Origin of the sequence: Bacillus sp. RO1, from assembly GCF_012524115.1 — a bacterium.
GTDB lineage: Bacteria > Bacillota > Bacilli > Bacillales > Bacillaceae_I > Sutcliffiella_A.
This window is the reverse complement of the sequence record NZ_JAAZWB010000081.1, coordinates 71588-87885: the sequence shown is the minus strand read 5'-3', so window position 1 is coordinate 87885 and position 16298 is coordinate 71588. Positions and strand designations below refer to the sequence as shown.

The following is a 16298-nucleotide window of genomic DNA, read 5'->3' as shown; positions in this document are numbered from 1 at the left end:
CAGCCTCCTCTTTTTTATATTAAAGTTCTGGTTCTACTCCGCTGTTGATTTCCGCCCCAGGCTTCGCTTTCCGCGGGACGGTGCTTGAGCCTCCTCGGCAAGCCTGCGGGGTCTCAACCAACCGTTATTCCCCCGCTGGAGTCTCAGCCTTTCGCTCCAACATCAGCTTAAGATACCTTGCTTCATTAGTTTCTTCCTATAGTAATCCACAAAAAAGAAGGAGCATAGGAACTCCTTCTTTTTTATTAAATCATAAACCCCTAAAAGATGACAATCGGTTAGTTGTCTGTTTCAAAGATATCTAATAAAATATCAAAATTGCTTCCGAACATGTCTATGGCAAGGCCTGGGAAGATTCCGAGTGCCAATGTAGCAATCGCGCAAACAAAAACCGTAATCCAGATTCCAACGGGAACGTGGATTTTTTCCTGACTTGCTGCTGGGCGGAAGAACATTTGTGTCATGATACCGAAATAGTAAAAGTATGAGACGACGGTAGTTAGTATCAAGACGGATGCCAGGACATAGGCGTTAGTTGGTTCGGAAATGGCACCGACGAAGATCGATAATTTTCCGATGAATCCGGCTGTTCCAGGGATGCCTGCCAATGACAGTAAGAATACCGACATCAATACAGCAAGCAACGGTGAGCGCTGGTAGAGACCGGCGAATCGGCTTAGGTCCTCTGAGTCATCACGGGCGGTGACAACTTGCAGTACCGCCAGTGCCCCGATGTTCATGAACAAGTAGGCGACCAGATAGAACCACATTGCTTCAAAAATGAAGATGAAGTTGACGGTGGCCAGTGGAACCAGCAAGTAACCGGCGTGTGCGACTCCTGAGTAAGCGAACATCCGCTTGACGTTGCGCTGACGCAAAGCAACAAAGTTACCGATAATCATGGATGCAACGGCAAGTACCGCGATGAATTCTCCCATAGAGAACAGCATGGACGAGCCTTCTGCTGAGCGTGTTGGGAAGAACAGTGTCACGAATAGGCGCAGGACGATGATGAAGCCTGCTGTTTTGGATACGACTGCAAGGAATGCCGTTACTGGTGTGGGCGCGCCTTGGTAGACGTCCGGTGCCCACATGTGGAATGGGGCGGTTGCTAGCTTGAAGGACAAGCCGACGAACATCATCATGAAGGCGATGACCAGTAAGTATTGCATGTCGCGTGCGTTAATTTGAGATAGTGAAATCCACATTTCCTGCAGGTTGGTTGTGCCTGTCAAACCGTACACATAACTCATCCCGAACAGGGTGATCGCGGTGGCGATACCGCCGTTGATGACGTATTTCATGGCCGCTTCGTTGGATTGCAGGTTCTTTTTGCGAAGACCTGCCAAGACGTAGGAGGCCAGGGATAATAGTTCCAATCCGACAAACAATGTAATAAGATCACCGCTTGAGGACATAATCATGGCCCCGAGGACGCCTAGCAGCAAGAGGTAGAAGAACTCGCCTCTGTACTCCCGCAAGCCTTCTTTTGGCTCGTAGCTGATTGCCATGAGCATCACAAATGCTGCCCCAACTAAAATTAACGTTTTAAAGGCCATCGCGAAGCTGTCGAGTCGGTATGTTTCATATAAAATCGTGGTGACTTCTGTCGGGCCCTTGTCGTACATTCCCACCAAGAATCCGAGAGCTACCAGGATGCTGGCGAATCCTAGCCAGCCGAGCAGTCTCCGGTCTATTTTTTTTGGTAAAAATAAGTCCAGTAGTGAGAGAAGGGTTGCTACACCAAGGATGATGAATTCTGGTGCCATGACACTCCAATCAAAGCTGAGTAAGGTTTCTAAATCCATCTCCTGTTCACCCCCCTATCCCTAAAATAATGGCGTTGATGGTGTCTTGCAGCGGTTGTGCGAGAATGCTAGGGTATACTCCGATCAGGATGATGAAGAATAGCATGGCAAACACGGGTACAAATTCAACACCGCGCAGGTCCACCACTTTCTCGCTATAGCCTGCCGCTTTCGTGCCAAAAGTCATGCCAAGCACTGCACGCAACAGGTATGCCGCTGTTAGGATGATTCCGAGTGTTCCGACTGCAGCGACAACAGGCATTTCATTGAAAAGTCCCATAAAGGCAAGAAATTCGCTGACAAATCCGGACATGCCTGGCAGGCCAAGTGAAGCCATGGCGCCAACAAGGAAGAAGCCGGCTGTTAGTGGCATCGCTTTTGCAAGACCACCAAGCTTGCCAATTTCGGTCGTTCCGGTTCGTTCGTACATCACTCCGATTAAAAAGAACAAGAGTGCCGCGATGAATCCGTGGGAGATCACCTGGAAGATCGCGCCTTGGATTCCCGCTTCGTTCAGGGCTGCAAGTCCGATCAGGACGATCCCCATATGCGAGATACTGGAGTAGGCCAGCACCATTTTGAAATCTGTTTGGATGAGTGCGAGGAACGCTCCGTAAAGAAGGTTCACGACTCCCAAGATTGCTAGAATGAAAGCTAGCTGGTCGAATTGTTCCGGGAAGATCCCGACGCCGAAACGGATGAGACCAAATGCCCCTATTTTCAAAAGAACGCCGGCATGCAGCATGACGATTGATGGTGGTGCTTGCACGTGTACCTTCAGCATCCAGCTGTGAAGCGGCACGATCGGCAACTTAATCCCAAATGCCACAAGCAATGCAATCAACAGTCCCATGCGTAGGTCATCTGAAACTTCGCCAAGGAACATGGCGTCGCTGTTGCCTGTGAACATGGCCGTGATTTCGGCGATATTCATTGTGCCTGTTTTCGTGAAAAGGACAACGAACACAATTAATAGAATCGCAGAACCGAGACCGTTGTAGATTAGAAAACGGTATGCTGCACTTTCTTTTTCAAAATAGCCCCATTTTCCGATGAGAAAGAACATCGGGATTAAAGTAAGCTCAAAGAAAAAGAAGAATAAGAGCAGGTTTTCCGCTGCAAAGACGCCAAGCATTCCAATTTGTAAAAGAAGGAAGAGAATGAAATAGCCCTTCCATTCTTTTTTTACATGGATGCTCGCGATGGCTGCAAGGGTGGAAAGCACAGCCGTAAGTAAAATCATGACGAGTGAGAAGCCGTTGATGCCAAGCTCGAAAGAAATAGGCTGATAGACTTGAGCTCCGTAAATTTCTTTGGTCAGATCTTTGTTACCAAAAGTGATCCACTCCAGTTTCACCGCGTATTGCTCAAGTCCCGCCCCTACTTTGTATTGCCAGAACGCGATGAGCGCGAGGATCAAGGACGGCAAGGTTGCTAGGAATCCGACGATTTTGATGGCTTCCACGTTTGTTTTTGGTGTGAAAAGAAGAACCAAGATACCTAATAGAGGGGCAAAGATTAAGGCTGTCAGAAATATACTGTTCATCCGATGTACCCCCCTGTGAAGACGAAAATGATGATGAGAATGGCGAGCCCTACAAACGCAACTGCACCGTATGTCTGGGTTTGGCCGTTCTGTACTTTCGCTCCTAGTCTACCGATTTGTTGGGACGCCGCGGCAATTCCCTTCATCGTTCCGTGGACAAGGAACTCGTCGATGTATTTCAGGAACAGGCTGATTACTCTTGTTCCGTAGACGAATGTCATATTGTATATTTCATCGACAAAATATTTGTTGCGTAAAATGCTGTAAAGATGCGGTACACCTTGACTGAATGTTTCGCGCGCGATTGAGCGTCGGAAGTAAATCAGGTAGGCGATTCCGATTCCGGCAAAAGAAACTAATATAGCAGCTGCCATGATCCATTTTGGCCCCTCAATATGGGACGGGCCATACATGGTGGTCCCCTCTGTCAGCCAATCTCCGAGAAAATGACCGAACCAAGGGGTGTTCATGTAACCGGCCACGACGGCAAGGACGCCAAGCACGATCATCGGAATGGTCATGACGGACGGCGATTCATGAACATGACGCTGATCTCCTCGTGCTTCACCGGTGAAAACCAGGAAGAACAGGCGGAACATATAAAATGCCGTGAAAAATGCGGCAATCAAAGCTAGTAAGAAAAGAACAGGATTTCCGTTCACCCAGGCAGCAAGGAGGATTTCCTCTTTACTAAAGAAGCCGGAGAACAATGGAACACCTGTGATGGCAAGAGTTCCAATTAAAAATAAGATTCCGGTGGTGCGCATTTTTTTCCAAAGCCCGCCCATTTCGTCGATGTTTTGCGTGTGGACGGCATGGATGACGCTTCCTGCTGCAAGGAACAGCAAGGCTTTGAAGAAAGCGTGTGTGGTGAGGTGGAAAACCCCTGCCACATAGCCAGCTGAACCGAGAGCAAGCATCATGAAGCCGAGCTGACTGACGGTGGAATAGGCTAGCACTCTCTTAATATCTTTTTGTACAAGGCCGATGGACGCCGCGAAAATGGCGGTGAATGCACCGACGATGGCAACCGTCATAAGTACCGTTTCGCTGGCATTGAATAGCGGAAACAGGCTCGCGACCAAATACACCCCTGCTGCAACCATCGTAGCGGCGTGGATGAGGGCGGACACTGGTGTTGGACCTTCCATTGCGTCAGGCAACCAGGAATGTAGCGGGAATTGACCGGATTTACCCATGGCTCCGATAAAAATAAGGATGGCAATGAGGGTCAGCATTCCAGCCGATATGGTTCCTGTATTGACTGCTTCAAATATAACATCGTATTCAAAGCTGCCGACTTGCCAGAATAATAGGATAATCCCAATAAATAATCCGACATCCCCGATACGCGTCATGATGAACGCTTTTTTGGCAGCGGCTTTTGCTTCATTTTTATAAAAGTAGAACCCGATGAGCAAGAATGATCCTACTCCGACAAGCTCCCAGAAAATGTAGAGCTGAAGCAGGTTCGGTGACATGACGAGTGCCAGCATGGCAAAGGTAAACAGGCCTAAGTAGGCGTAGAACACGTGGAAACGGTCGTCTCCGTGCATGTATCCTTTGGAATAAATATGTACGAGTAAGCTGACAAGTGATACTACGACAAGCATCAAGGCATTTAATTGATTGACTTCATATCCCGCCGTCAGTACGACATCTCCTATTTGGAGCCAGTCGAATGTGGCTTTGAAGGTTGGTGCTGAAAACCGCTCCCATAGTGCTGTGAGGGAAAAGATGAGTGATAGAGCGATGAGTGCGATTCCGAGGAATGCGCTCGATTCTTTCATTCTTTTGCCGACAAGCAGTAGTAGGATAAAGGAGATCAGCGGAAAAAGCGGGATGATCCAGGCATTCTCCATCATCGTATCAAGTCCCCTTCTTTTACGCAGGTTTGTGTTGGTGGCTGCGTTTTTGTGCAAGCTGGTTGCGGAGGTAGAATTTAGTTTGGTAATTCGATAACTCCCTGTTGATTTCCGTTCCAGGTGTTCGCTTTCCGCGGGACGGTGCTTGAGCCTCCTCACAACGCTTCAGGGGTCTCAACCAACCGTTACTCCCCCGCAGGAGTCTCACACCTTGCACTCCAATCATCAGGGGGAACTGGAATTGTATTCATATTATCTTTTTTATAAAATTCTTTAATTACCGTTGATGTTCTGCGCACTAGACTAGAATCAACGGAAAGGTTTTAGTTCTTCAACGTATTCATTTCGTCGATGTTGACGGTGCGGCGGTTGCGGTAGAGGGCTATGAGGATAGCCAGGCCTACTGCGGCTTCTGCTGCTGCGACGGTGATGGTGAACAGGGAGAATACTTGCCCTGTGATGGACGGTGCGATGCCGAATTTGCTGAATGCGACAAGGTTGATGTTGACGGCGTTCAGCATGAGTTCAATACAGATCAGGACGATGACGGTGTTGCGTTTTGTCAGTGCCCCGTAAAGTCCGATACAGAATAAAATAAGTGCTAGTACCAGGTAGGCTGATAAGGGAACTCCGCTCATTCCTTGGTCGCCTCCTCTTTTACAATGTCCGTGTCTTCGTCATCCCGTCTTGCCAAAATGATTGCTCCGACAAGGGCTACGAGCAGGATCACAGAGGTCAATTCGAATGGAATGACGTATTTTGAATAGATGGCTACACCAATCTGTTCGGTGTTGTTCACATGCAGGTCAGCTGAATCTTGGGAACCAAGATCAAGGCTGTATAGTCCGAAGTACATGACTGCTGCAAAACCAAGCACCCCTGCGCCCACGAATATTTTTCTGCCAAGCCCAGATGTTTCGGACTCGTCGTTGTGGCGGGTCAGCATGATTCCGAACAGCATGATGATGGTGATCGCCCCAGAATAGATGAGTATTTGTACGGCCGCTACGAATTCAGCGGAGAGCATGACATAGATGCCGGCGATGCTGATGAAGGTGAACACTAAGGCTACAACCATGTGCACGACCTTTGTCAGGTTCAGCATAAGCACTCCACCGGCGATCGCAGCGATTGCTAGGAAAAGAAATGCGATAAATTCACCGGTAATCGTCATGCTTTATTCTCCCTTCTGATGTTCGTATCGTTTTCATCGAGCCATTGCAGGTCTTTGAAAAGTCGATCGCGGCTGTATTCGGCAAGCTCAAAGTTGTTGGTCATGATGATGGCCTCTGTCGGACAGACTTCTGTGCAGAGGTCGCAGAGAATGCAAATTTCAAAGTTGATATCGTATGTGTCGATGATTTTCCCTTTTTTCGTTGGATCGGGATGTTTTTTCCCGGTAAGTTGGATGCAGTCTGTCGGACAAATGTTGGAGCACTGGTTGCAGACGATGCACTTTTCCGGGTAAAATTTTTGGATGCCACGGAACCGGTCCGGTAGTGGAAGCGGTTCGTTTGGGTAATCATAGGTCACTTTTTTCTTCGTTAAGTTTTGTAGGGTATATTTTAAACCTTTTGCAAGACCGCGCATTTCGCTTCACCCCTATTCTTCCGTTACCCTTTTTAGTAATGAAAGTGAGTTTTTTATTGCTTTCTACTCCTCTGTCAATTTCCGCAAATGGCTCCGTTTTCCGCGGGGCGACCTTGAGCCTCCTCGCTGCGCTGCGGGGTCTCAACATTGTCGCTACTCCCCCGCTGGAGTCTTCGCCTTTTGCTCCAATTAACAGCTATGAAACTCTCTAAATTCCAAATTATTTAAAAAACAATTCCTTCATAATCGCCGAGAAAAAGATATTCGCCAGTGCTACCGGCAACAGTACCTTCCAGCCGAATTCCATGAGTTGGTCTGCACGCAGACGCGGGAAGGTGACACGAATCCAGATGAGCACGAATACGACAACGCTGAATTTCAGTGCGAACCAGACGGCACCTGGGATGAAACCGAGGAACTCAAATGGTGGCAGCCATCCGCCTAGGAACAGAACGGTGGTAAGTGAAGCCATCGCGAACAGGTACACATATTCTGCTAGCATGAAGAATGCCCAGCGGAAGCCGGAATATTCGACATGGTAACCTGCGACAAGCTCTGATTCTGCTTCTGGTAAGTCAAATGGTGTACGGTTCAACTCTGCGACAGATGCGATGACGAAGATTAAAAACCCGACCGGCTGAAGGATGATGAACCAGAATGTATCACCTTGAGCGGCAACAATTTCGTTCAGGTTGAGGCTTCCTGCCAAGAGGACAACCCCGATTACCGACATGACAAGCGGCACTTCATAAGAAATCATCTGGGCCGCTGCACGCATTCCTCCAAGTAGCGAGTACTTGTTGTTTGATGCCCATCCTGCCGCTACGACGCCAACCGTTGTGATACCGGAAATGGCGATATAGTAGAGCAAGCCGACCCCGATGTCCGCAAATTGAAAGCGGTCGGTGAATGGGATGGTGGCAAGCACCATGAACGCCGGTGTGAAGGCGATAACTGGTGCAATAATGTATAACGGTCGATCCGCGAGTTTCGGGATTGTGTCTTCTTTTATAAGAAGCTTCAACACGTCGGCTACTGTCTGGAGCAAGCCCCAGGAGCCCCCGACCTGATTCGGTCCCATTCGTCCTTGCATGAAGCCCATTACTTTACGCTCGGCAAGGATTCCGTACGTTACGAAGCCAAGGACGGCAAGGAGCAAGGCCGTTGCCAATCCGAAAAAAATGAAAAAGTTCGTCCAGGATGGTGATGAATGCAGTAAGCTTTCCATCATTAGCCATCCACCTCCCCGAGGACAATGTCAATTGCCCCTAAAATGGCGATCAGGTTTGCCATATTTTCGCCTTCTAAAAGCTTCGGTAAGATCTGCAGGTTGTAAAAAGACGGACGGCGGAATTTTAAGCGATATGGTTCTTTTTTTCCGTCACTGGCAATGTAGCAGCCGATTTCACCGCGCGGAGATTCGATGCGCACATATGCCTCTCCTTTTGGCGCCTTGATGATCCTTGGCACTTTTGCCATGATCTCGCCTTCTTTGGGGAATTGTTGGACTGCTTGTTCGATGATCTTCAGGGACTCCTCGATTTCCTCCATGCGGCAGTGATAACGTGCCCATGCGTCCCCTCCTTCACGTGTTGGAACGTCAAAGTCAAAGCGATCATAGATGGAGTAAGGCTCATCTTTACGAAGATCCCACTTCACTCCTGTACATCTAAGGTTCGCACCACTCAGGGAGTACGCAAACGCATCCTCCTTCGTGTAACGGCCGACCCCCTTCACACGGCTCATGAAAATTTCATTACCTGTTACAAGGTCATGGTAGCCTTTCAGCTGCTCCCTCATATATGGAACAAATTCCTCTACTTTCTTGATCCAGCCCTCAGGTGCATCCCACTTCACGCCTCCAACACGCATGTAGTTGAAAGTTAATCGGGCCCCTGATAGCTCATTTAGTAGATTGATAATCATTTCGCGCTCACGGAACGCATATAGGAACGGACTGACCGCTCCGATATCAAGTAAATATGTACCATACCAAACTAAGTGACTGGCAACACGCCCAAGCTCCATCGCAAGCACACGAAGGTATTCCGCGCGTTCTGGGATCTCAAGGCCCATCATCGTTTCCACCGCATGACAGATTACATAGTTATTGGTCATGGCGGAAAGGTAATCCATCCGGTCGGTGTACGGGATGATTTGCGTGTATTGGAGGTTCTCCGCAAGTTTTTCGGTTCCGCGGTGAAGGTATCCAATGACCGGTGTCGCTTCCTTGATGATTTCTCCATCGATTTTTATGACGAGTCGGAACACCCCGTGGGTACTCGGATGCTGTGGTCCGACATTCAGTAGCATCTCCTCAGTGCGAATCATCTGCTACACCTCCACATCGTACGGCTCATAATCTTTGCGCAACGGATAACCGACCCAATCATCCGGCATCATGATGCGCGTCAAATTCGGATGTCCTGTAAACTGAATCCCAAGAAGATCGTATGTCTCCCGCTCCGGCCAGTTTGCCCCTTCCCAAATTGGTTGGATGGAAGGGATGACAGGATTTTCTCGATCTATTTTCACCTTCAATGCCACGGACTGCTTGTTCTTATAAGAATACAGATGGTTGTAAATCTCCATATGCGTTTCAAAATCCGTCCCGTGCATTTCCGACAAATATTCAAACGTCAGCTGCTCATTGTAGCGCAGGAATGAAGCCACTTTAAAATAGGTCTCTGGTTTTGCGACAAGCGTCGGGACATCTTTTGATAACGCGTTGATGTACGCGTCTTCTAAGGTGTTTTCTCCGAGGTTGTCGTTGATTACTTTTACGTATTTATCGAGGTATTTCTGGTTTGGTGATGGTGCTGCTGGTGTTTCTGATTCCTCTGATGCAGTTGATGTTGCTCCTTTTGCGGCTGCGGCAGCTTTGGCTTTTGCAGCGGCTGCGGCCTTTGCTTTCGCTTTGGCTGCAGCGATCGCTTTTGCTTTTTCGTCCTGCAGGTCTTCTGCGCCAGAGTCCGATTGAGCAGACTCCGCTATGCCTTCACGCTGCTGTTTGGCGAGTGCTGCGGCTTTTGCCTTGGCTGCTGCAGCGGCTTTCGCTTTCGCTGCTGCAATGGCTTTTGCTTTAGTATCGTCACCCTCTGCGGCGGCTGCTTCACCTTTCTCCCGAGCTTGTTTGGCAAGTGCGGCAGCCTTTGCTTTTGCTGCGGCGGCTGCTTTTTTCTTCGCTAGCTCTTTTGCATCATCAGTGACGGAGGAATCCTTCAAGGAGTCTGTTTCTCCGTCTGAGGCTTCGGCTCTAGCTTTTTGTTTCGCGATTGCTGCCGCTTTAGCTGCGGCTGCTGCTTTCTTTTTTGCTAATTCCTTAGCTGCAGTAGCTTTTGCTTTGGCTAATTCTTTCATTTCATTGTCAGCCGGATTATTCGTTTCTTCTGATGGTTCCTCTTTATCTTTAGAAGCCTTTGCTTCCATCTTCTTTTTTGCTTCTAATTTTGCAAGTGCGGCAGCTTTTGCTTTGGCTGCGGCCTCTTTCTTTTTTTCTTCCAGGCTTTTCTCATCGCTCACTGCTAGATCACCTGCTTCCCTGTCTTGGCTTCATATCGAATTTTTTCGCGGAGCTTGTTGATTCCATAAATAAGAGCCGCTGGATTTGGAGGGCAACCCGGTATGTACACGTCTACAGGTACAATTTGGTCCACACCTTTTACAACGGCATAGGATTTGATATACGGACCACCTGCAGTCGCACAGGACCCCATCGCAATGACCCATTTCGGCTCAGGCATCTGATCATACAAGCGCTTCAACACGGGTGCCATCTTTTTTGTCACGGTACCAGACACAATCATGCAGTCGGATTGACGCGGAGATGTTCTAAAAAAGGACCCAAAACGGTCGAGGTCATAATGGGACGAGCCTACACCCATCATCTCGATCGCACAGCAAGCAAGACCGAATGTCATCGGCCACATAGAATTGCTGCGTGCCCACGCTTTCAGCTCCTCCAATGTTGTCAGGAAGACCGTCTGTTTCAGCTCTTCCATTTCCTCTGGTGAGATACTCTCTAGATTTAGATCCATTTCAACACCTTCTTCTTCCATGCATATATTAATCCGATCAGTAATAAAACTACGAAAATAAGCATTTCAATCAGTGCAAAAATCCCCAGCTTCTCATATGCCACCGCCCATGGATAAAGGAAAACCGTCTCCACATCGAAAATGACAAATAACAGGGCAAATATGTAATAACGAACATTAAACTGAACACGTGAATCATGAAAGGGATCAATTCCACTTTCATAGGTCGTCTGCTTGGCTGCTGATGGCTTATTCGGACGCAAAACACGTCCAATAGCAAGCGCCACGACCGGAAGTAATACCCCTAGAGCCAAGAATACAACCACTATCAAATAGTTATTTTGATATAAGTTTAGTAGATTCATGCCCGCCCCCTCCGAAGTCTCTCTTCATTTTCAGACTGCTCACAATATTTAAAATTGTAACCGATAACAATTATATCAAATACCCATATCGGTGTCGACAGGAGATATCCTTATTATGGCTATTGTTTTTAGGGAGGCGAAGGGAATTGTTTCGGTGAGGGGTGAAGTTTTGTTTTTAGGGAACAGTGGGAGACGTTTAGTTCAAAGTTCAATTACCTTGTTTTTATTAAAAGCGTAATTGGTTACTGTTGGGTCACACGGATTTAGGGTTACCGGATGGTGTTTTGTTACAAAAGAGGTAAGTGGGGGTTGTCTTTTGAAGCGAGGTTCACATAAACGGTTAAAAATCGGTATTATATACGTGCATTTCGGTCGATAAAAAATACTTATTATATACTTATCCATTGTTAAAGTGGTTTTATCCATTGTAAAAATTTTATATCCATTCTAAATTCGATTTATCCATTGTTAAGAGACTTTTATCCATTGTAAAAGCAATATATCCATTATAGAGGTATTATGGCATAGATCCTTTAGTGCATCACCGCACAGCGGGTCAGACCCCTCTTCATCTCTTTAAAGCAACAAACTACTAAACAACAATCAACTCATCTAATATCAACACAAAAACCCCCACCCTCCAAAGCACGTCTGCTCTGAAGAGAGGGGGTTTTCACATTCTTATGTTTACAGGGTATTGTTACCCTCTTTTGGCTACGTTGATGCGGTTGATTGCGCGTTGAAGGGCAAGTTCTGCGCGGCGGTAGTCGACGTCGTCTTTTTTGGACTGTAGTCGTTGCTCGGCGCGTTTTTTTGCTTCTTCTGCACGTGTAAGATCGATTTGCTCTGCTGCTTCTGCAGTTTGGGCAAGGATCGTTACTTTATCAGGACGCACTTCTAGGAAGCCTCCGTTTACTGCCACTTGTTCGGTTTTGTCGCCTTTTTTCATGCGAACGCCGCCGATTTGAAGTGGAGCAACCATCGGGATATGTCCTGGTAGAACTCCCAGCTCACCGCTTTGAGCACGGGCTACTACCATTTCTACGTCTGATTCATAAACCGGGCCATCGGGAGTAACTACGCTGACTTTTAATGTCTTCATTTCATTCCCTCCTAGGTCCCTTTAATTAAACTTCTACACCCATTTGCTTCGCTTTTTCCACTACTTCTTCGATGCGTCCAACTAGACGGAATGCATCTTCAGGAAGGTGGTCGTATTTGCCGTCAAGGATTTCTCTGAATCCTTTAACTGTTTCCTGAACAGGAACGTAAGAACCTTTTTGTCCAGTAAACTGCTCGGCTACGTGGAAGTTTTGAGATAAGAAGAACTGGATACGACGAGCACGGTGAACGGTTAATTTATCCTCATCCGTTAACTCATCCATACCTAAGATAGCAATGATATCTTGTAGTTCTTTGTAACGTTGTAAAGTGGATTGCACTTCACGCGCTACTGCATAGTGGTCGTCTCCAACTACTTCTGGTGCCAATGCACGGGAAGTGGAAGCTAGAGGGTCAACCGCTGGGTAGATACCCATCTCGGAAAGTTTACGCTCAAGGTTCGTTGTTGCATCCAAGTGAGCGAAAGTTGTTGCTGGAGCCGGATCCGTGTAGTCATCGGCAGGAACGTAGATCGCTTGGATAGACGTTACAGAACCTACAGATGTAGACGTTATACGCTCTTGTAATTGACCCATTTCAGTAGCAAGTGTCGGTTGGTAACCAACGGCAGATGGCATACGTCCTAGTAGGGCGGATACCTCAGAACCTGCTTGTGTGAAACGGAAGATGTTGTCCATGAAGAATAGAACGTCTTGTCCTTGGTCATCACGGAAGAATTCTGCCATTGTAAGACCTGTTAGTGCAACACGCATACGTGCTCCAGGCGGCTCGTTCATTTGTCCGAATACCATGGCAGTTTTCTTGATAACGCCAGAATCCGTCATCTCGTGGTAAAGGTCATTTCCTTCACGAGTACGCTCACCAACACCTGCGAATACGGAGATACCACCGTGCTCTTGTGCGATGTTGTTGATTAATTCCTGGATAAGAACCGTTTTACCTACACCGGCACCACCGAATAGACCGATCTTACCACCCTTGATGTAAGGAGCAAGTAAGTCTACTACTTTGATACCAGTTTCAAGGATTTCAACGTCTGTTGAAAGCTGTTCGAATGTAGGAGCTTGTCTGTGAATTGGATCACGACGAGAACCTGCTGGGATTGGAGCATCTAAGTCAATGTTTTCTCCTAGTACGTTGAAAACACGACCAAGTGTTACGTCACCTACTGGTACAGAGATAGGGTGACCAGCATCTTCTACTTCCATGCCGCGAACGACACCGTCTGTAGAAGCCATAGCGATTGTACGCACAGTGTTGTCTCCAAGGTGAAGAGCAACCTCAAGCGTTAAAGTAATATCTACTTCATTTCCGCTACGAGCTTTATGATTAATATGAAGAGCGTTGTATATTTCAGGAAGATGTCCGCTGTCGAATTTTACGTCGACAACTGGACCCATGATTTGAGTAACGCGACCTTTCATCGTATTCCCTCCTAACTTACTTTTGCAAAATTTTGATTCAAGTACGTTCTATTCCAAAGCCGAAGCTCCCGCAGTAATCTCAGTGATCTCTTGAGTGATTGCTGCTTGACGGGCACGGTTGTAAGAAAGTGTAAGGCCTTGGATAAGCTCTTTCGCGTTATCTGTCGCACTTTGCATCGCTGTCATACGAGCAGCGTGCTCACTTGCTTTTGCATCTAGTAATGCACCGTAAATCAGGCTTTCCGCATATTGCGGTAGCAATACTTCAAGGATACCTTCTTGGGAAGGTTCGAACTCATAGGATGTAATCTTGTTGGATGTAGGTGCAATGTCAGTAAGAGGAAGAAGCTTCTTCTCTGTTACTTCTTGGGAGATTGCACTTACAAAGTGGTTGTAATACACGTATAACTCATCAAACGTTCCATCCGCGTACATGCTGACTGCACGATTCGCAATATCCTTGATGTCTGAGAAGGATACTTGGTCGCCTAGACCAGTAATTTCGGAGAATACAGGGACATTACGCTTTCTGAAAAAGTCGCGGCCGATTCGTCCGATGGCAATTACTGCGTATTCATCTTGAGACTTATGACGTTTTTGAACCGTCTGATGAACCGTACGTAAGATGTTACTGTTATAGGCACCTGCAAGACCACGGTCAGAGGAGATTACGATGTAGCCAGTACGTTTTACCGGACGGCTTTCTAGCATTGGATGCGATACATCGGTACTTCCTAGTGCGATACTTGCCACAACCTCTTGGATTTTATCCATATAAGGATTGAAAGCTTTTGCATTTGTTTCAGCACGATTTAGTTTCGATGCGGAAACCATTTGCATGGCTTTTGTGATTTGACTAGTCTTCTTCGTCGAGGTAATTCTCGTTTTTATGTCGCGTAATGATGCCAAAGGATTTCACCACCTTTTTAACCCTATTCAGAGTGGTTAGACACATGGAAAGGAGGAATCGAAGGTTGGTTCGGGTTCCTCCATCGCATGGTGTAACTCACTATGTCGATCTATTACTTTTCAGTAGCTACGAAAGTCTTTTTGAAAGCATTGATTGCTTCAGCCATCGCTTCGTCGCTTGGTAATCCTTTAGTTGTACGGATTTCTTCTAAAAGTTCTTTACGGTTGTGCTCTAACCAAGTAAGCATTTCGTCTTCGAAACGAGTTACGTCTTGGACAGGAACATCATCGATGAAACCTTTTGTAAGAGCGTAAAGGATTGCAACTTGCTTTTCTACTTTAAGTGGCTTGTTCAAGCCTTGCTTAAGTACTTCAACCGTACGAGCACCACGGTTAAGTTTTGCTTGAGTTGCTTTATCTAAGTCAGAACCGAATTGTGCGAATGCTTCTAGCTCACGGTAAGATGCAAGGTCAAGACGCAATGTACCTGATACCTTCTTCATCGCTTTGATTTGAGCGGATCCTCCTACACGAGATACGGAAAGACCAGCGTTGATCGCAGGACGAACACCGGAGAAGAATAGGTCTGATTGTAAGAAAATTTGTCCATCAGTGATGGAGATAACGTTTGTCGGGATGTAGGCAGATACGTCACCAGCTTGTGTTTCGATGAACGGTAAAGCTGTTAGGGATCCAGCGCCTTTTGCATCACTAAGTTTCGCTGCACGCTCGAGTAAACGAGAGTGAAGGTAGAATACGTCACCAGGATATGCTTCACGCCCTGGAGGACGTTTTAAAAGTAGGGAAAGTTCACGGTATGCAGCAGCTTGCTTTGTTAAGTCATCATAGATAACTAGAACGTGCTTGCCGTTGTACATGAATTCTTCACCCATTGTTACTCCAGTATAAGGTGCTAAGAATAGCATTGGAGCTGGTGCAGATGCAGATGCAGTTACAACGATTGTGTAATCAAGTGCACCGTGCTTACGTAGAGTTTCTACTACTCCACGAACTGTAGATTCTTTTTGACCGATGGCAACGTAGATACACACCATGTCTTGGTCTTTTTGGTTAAGAATCGTATCGATCGCAACAGATGTTTTACCTGTTTGACGGTCTCCGATAATTAACTCACGTTGTCCACGTCCGATTGGTACAAGAGCGTCGATCGCTTTGATACCTGTTTGAAGTGGCTCATGAACGGATTTACGATCCATAACACCAGGAGCTTGTGCTTCGATTGGACGAGTTCTGTTTGTTTCGATTGGACCTAATCCATCAACTGGTTGTCCTAATGCGTTTACTACACGGCCGATAAGTTGTTCACCTACCGGTACCTCCATGATACGGCCTGTACGACGAACTGCATCGCCTTCGCGGATTTCAGTATAAGGTCCTAAGATTACTATACCGACGTTGTTTTCCTCTAAGTTTTGGGCAAGACCCATAACTCCGTTAGAAAATTCAACTAGCTCTCCAGCCATGACGTTGTCGAGACCATGAGCACGAGCGATACCATCCCCAACTTGGATAACAGTACCAACATCGCTAACTTCGATTTCAGACTGATAGTTTTCGATTTGCTTTTTTATCAGCGCACTAATTTCTTCAGCTTTGATGCTCATGAATTTC

15 protein-coding genes are annotated in these 16298 nt (G+C 47.0%); all 15 read right to left on the bottom strand.

Annotated elements, in window-relative coordinates:
- Window positions 1-278: 278 nt before the first annotated feature.
- The 15 genes from nuoN to atpA all read right to left on the bottom strand — a co-directional run bounded on the left by nuoN (window position 279) and on the right by atpA (window position 16291).
- Window positions 279-1808, bottom strand: coding sequence for an NADH-quinone oxidoreductase subunit NuoN (gene nuoN, locus HC179_RS13915; RefSeq protein ID WP_168864840.1), 1530 nt, complete (start codon window positions 1806-1808; stop codon window positions 279-281).
- 7 nt (window positions 1809-1815) lie between these two features.
- Window positions 1816-3354, bottom strand: a complete 1539-nt coding sequence (locus HC179_RS13910) for a complex I subunit 4 family protein (protein ID WP_168864839.1) — start codon at window positions 3352-3354, stop codon at window positions 1816-1818.
- Window positions 3351-5219, bottom strand: coding sequence for an NADH-quinone oxidoreductase subunit L (gene nuoL, locus HC179_RS13905; protein ID WP_168864838.1), 1869 nt, complete (start codon window positions 5217-5219; stop codon window positions 3351-3353). The genes HC179_RS13910 and nuoL overlap by 4 nt, the downstream gene beginning before the upstream one ends.
- A 323-nt stretch (window positions 5220-5542) precedes the next feature.
- Window positions 5543-5857 carry an NADH-quinone oxidoreductase subunit NuoK gene (nuoK, locus tag HC179_RS13900; RefSeq protein ID WP_010200357.1) on the bottom strand — a complete coding sequence of 105 codons (315 nt, stop codon included), beginning with the start codon at window positions 5855-5857 and terminating at the stop codon, window positions 5543-5545.
- Window positions 5854-6393 (bottom strand): NADH-quinone oxidoreductase subunit J, encoded by a 540-nt coding sequence (locus HC179_RS13895; protein WP_168864837.1) that lies wholly within the window; start codon window positions 6391-6393, stop codon window positions 5854-5856. The genes nuoK and HC179_RS13895 overlap by 4 nt, the downstream gene beginning before the upstream one ends.
- Window positions 6390-6809 (bottom strand): NADH-quinone oxidoreductase subunit NuoI, encoded by a 420-nt coding sequence (nuoI, locus tag HC179_RS13890; RefSeq protein WP_148987225.1) that lies wholly within the window; start codon window positions 6807-6809, stop codon window positions 6390-6392. Before nuoI ends, HC179_RS13895 begins: the two co-directional genes overlap by 4 nt.
- 220 nt (window positions 6810-7029) lie before the next feature.
- Window positions 7030-8040 carry an NADH-quinone oxidoreductase subunit NuoH gene (gene nuoH, locus HC179_RS13885; RefSeq protein ID WP_168864836.1) on the bottom strand — a complete coding sequence of 337 codons (1011 nt, stop codon included), beginning with the start codon at window positions 8038-8040 and terminating at the stop codon, window positions 7030-7032.
- Window positions 8040-9140: an NADH-quinone oxidoreductase subunit D gene (locus HC179_RS13880; protein ID WP_168864835.1), complete on the bottom strand. Its 1101-nt coding sequence runs from the start codon at window positions 9138-9140 to the stop codon at window positions 8040-8042. Before HC179_RS13880 ends, nuoH begins: the two co-directional genes overlap by 1 nt.
- A 3-nt stretch (window positions 9141-9143) precedes the next feature.
- Entirely contained in the window at window positions 9144-10331 is a 1188-nt protein-coding gene (locus tag HC179_RS13875; protein ID WP_168864834.1) for an NADH-quinone oxidoreductase subunit C, read from the bottom strand.
- Window positions 10332-10333: 2 nt separating this feature from the next.
- Window positions 10334-10846, bottom strand: coding sequence for a NuoB/complex I 20 kDa subunit family protein (locus tag HC179_RS13870; RefSeq protein ID WP_010200368.1), 513 nt, complete (start codon window positions 10844-10846; stop codon window positions 10334-10336).
- Window positions 10837-11211, bottom strand: coding sequence for an NADH-quinone oxidoreductase subunit A (locus tag HC179_RS13865; protein WP_010200369.1), 375 nt, complete (start codon window positions 11209-11211; stop codon window positions 10837-10839). The genes HC179_RS13870 and HC179_RS13865 overlap by 10 nt, the downstream gene beginning before the upstream one ends.
- A 700-nt stretch (window positions 11212-11911) precedes the next feature.
- A complete protein-coding gene (locus tag HC179_RS13860) occupies window positions 11912-12313 on the bottom strand; it encodes a F0F1 ATP synthase subunit epsilon (RefSeq protein ID WP_148987221.1) in 402 nt (133 codons plus the stop codon).
- A gap of 25 nt (window positions 12314-12338) precedes the next feature.
- A complete protein-coding gene (atpD, locus tag HC179_RS13855) occupies window positions 12339-13757 on the bottom strand; it encodes a F0F1 ATP synthase subunit beta (RefSeq protein WP_060664610.1) in 1419 nt (472 codons plus the stop codon).
- A 48-nt stretch (window positions 13758-13805) separates the two neighbouring features.
- On the bottom strand, window positions 13806-14666 hold the full coding sequence (locus tag HC179_RS13850; RefSeq protein ID WP_060664611.1) for a F0F1 ATP synthase subunit gamma: 861 nt from the start codon (window positions 14664-14666) through the stop codon (window positions 13806-13808).
- 113 nt (window positions 14667-14779) lie between these two features.
- On the bottom strand, window positions 14780-16291 hold the full coding sequence (atpA, locus tag HC179_RS13845) for a F0F1 ATP synthase subunit alpha (RefSeq protein WP_168864833.1): 1512 nt from the start codon (window positions 16289-16291) through the stop codon (window positions 14780-14782).
- Window positions 16292-16298: the final 7 nt, after the last annotated feature.

What these genes read in the sequence shown, in the direction of transcription:
- nuoN (WP_168864840.1), bottom strand. Translation starts at nt 1,808, where the DNA reads ATGGATTTAGAAACCTTACTCAGCTTTGATTGGAGTGTCATGGCACCA.
- atpD (WP_060664610.1), bottom strand. Translation starts at nt 13,757, where the DNA reads ATGAAAGGTCGCGTTACTCAAATCATGGGTCCAGTTGTCGACGTAAAA.
- HC179_RS13865 (WP_010200369.1), bottom strand. Translation starts at nt 11,211, where the DNA reads ATGAATCTACTAAACTTATATCAAAATAACTATTTGATAGTGGTTGTA.
- nuoK (WP_010200357.1), bottom strand. Translation starts at nt 5,857, where the DNA reads ATGAGCGGAGTTCCCTTATCAGCCTACCTGGTACTAGCACTTATTTTA.
- nuoH (WP_168864836.1), bottom strand. Translation starts at nt 8,040, where the DNA reads ATGATGGAAAGCTTACTGCATTCATCACCATCCTGGACGAACTTTTTC.
- nuoL (WP_168864838.1), bottom strand. Translation starts at nt 5,219, where the DNA reads ATGATGGAGAATGCCTGGATCATCCCGCTTTTTCCGCTGATCTCCTTT.
- atpA (WP_168864833.1), bottom strand. Translation starts at nt 16,291, where the DNA reads ATGAGCATCAAAGCTGAAGAAATTAGTGCGCTGATAAAAAAGCAAATC.
- HC179_RS13880 (WP_168864835.1), bottom strand. Translation starts at nt 9,140, where the DNA reads ATGATTCGCACTGAGGAGATGCTACTGAATGTCGGACCACAGCATCCG.
- HC179_RS13870 (WP_010200368.1), bottom strand. Translation starts at nt 10,846, where the DNA reads ATGGATCTAAATCTAGAGAGTATCTCACCAGAGGAAATGGAAGAGCTG.
- HC179_RS13895 (WP_168864837.1), bottom strand. Translation starts at nt 6,393, where the DNA reads ATGACGATTACCGGTGAATTTATCGCATTTCTTTTCCTAGCAATCGCT.
- HC179_RS13910 (WP_168864839.1), bottom strand. Translation starts at nt 3,354, where the DNA reads ATGAACAGTATATTTCTGACAGCCTTAATCTTTGCCCCTCTATTAGGT.
- nuoI (WP_148987225.1), bottom strand. Translation starts at nt 6,809, where the DNA reads ATGCGCGGTCTTGCAAAAGGTTTAAAATATACCCTACAAAACTTAACG.
- HC179_RS13860 (WP_148987221.1), bottom strand. Translation starts at nt 12,313, where the DNA reads ATGAAGACATTAAAAGTCAGCGTAGTTACTCCCGATGGCCCGGTTTAT.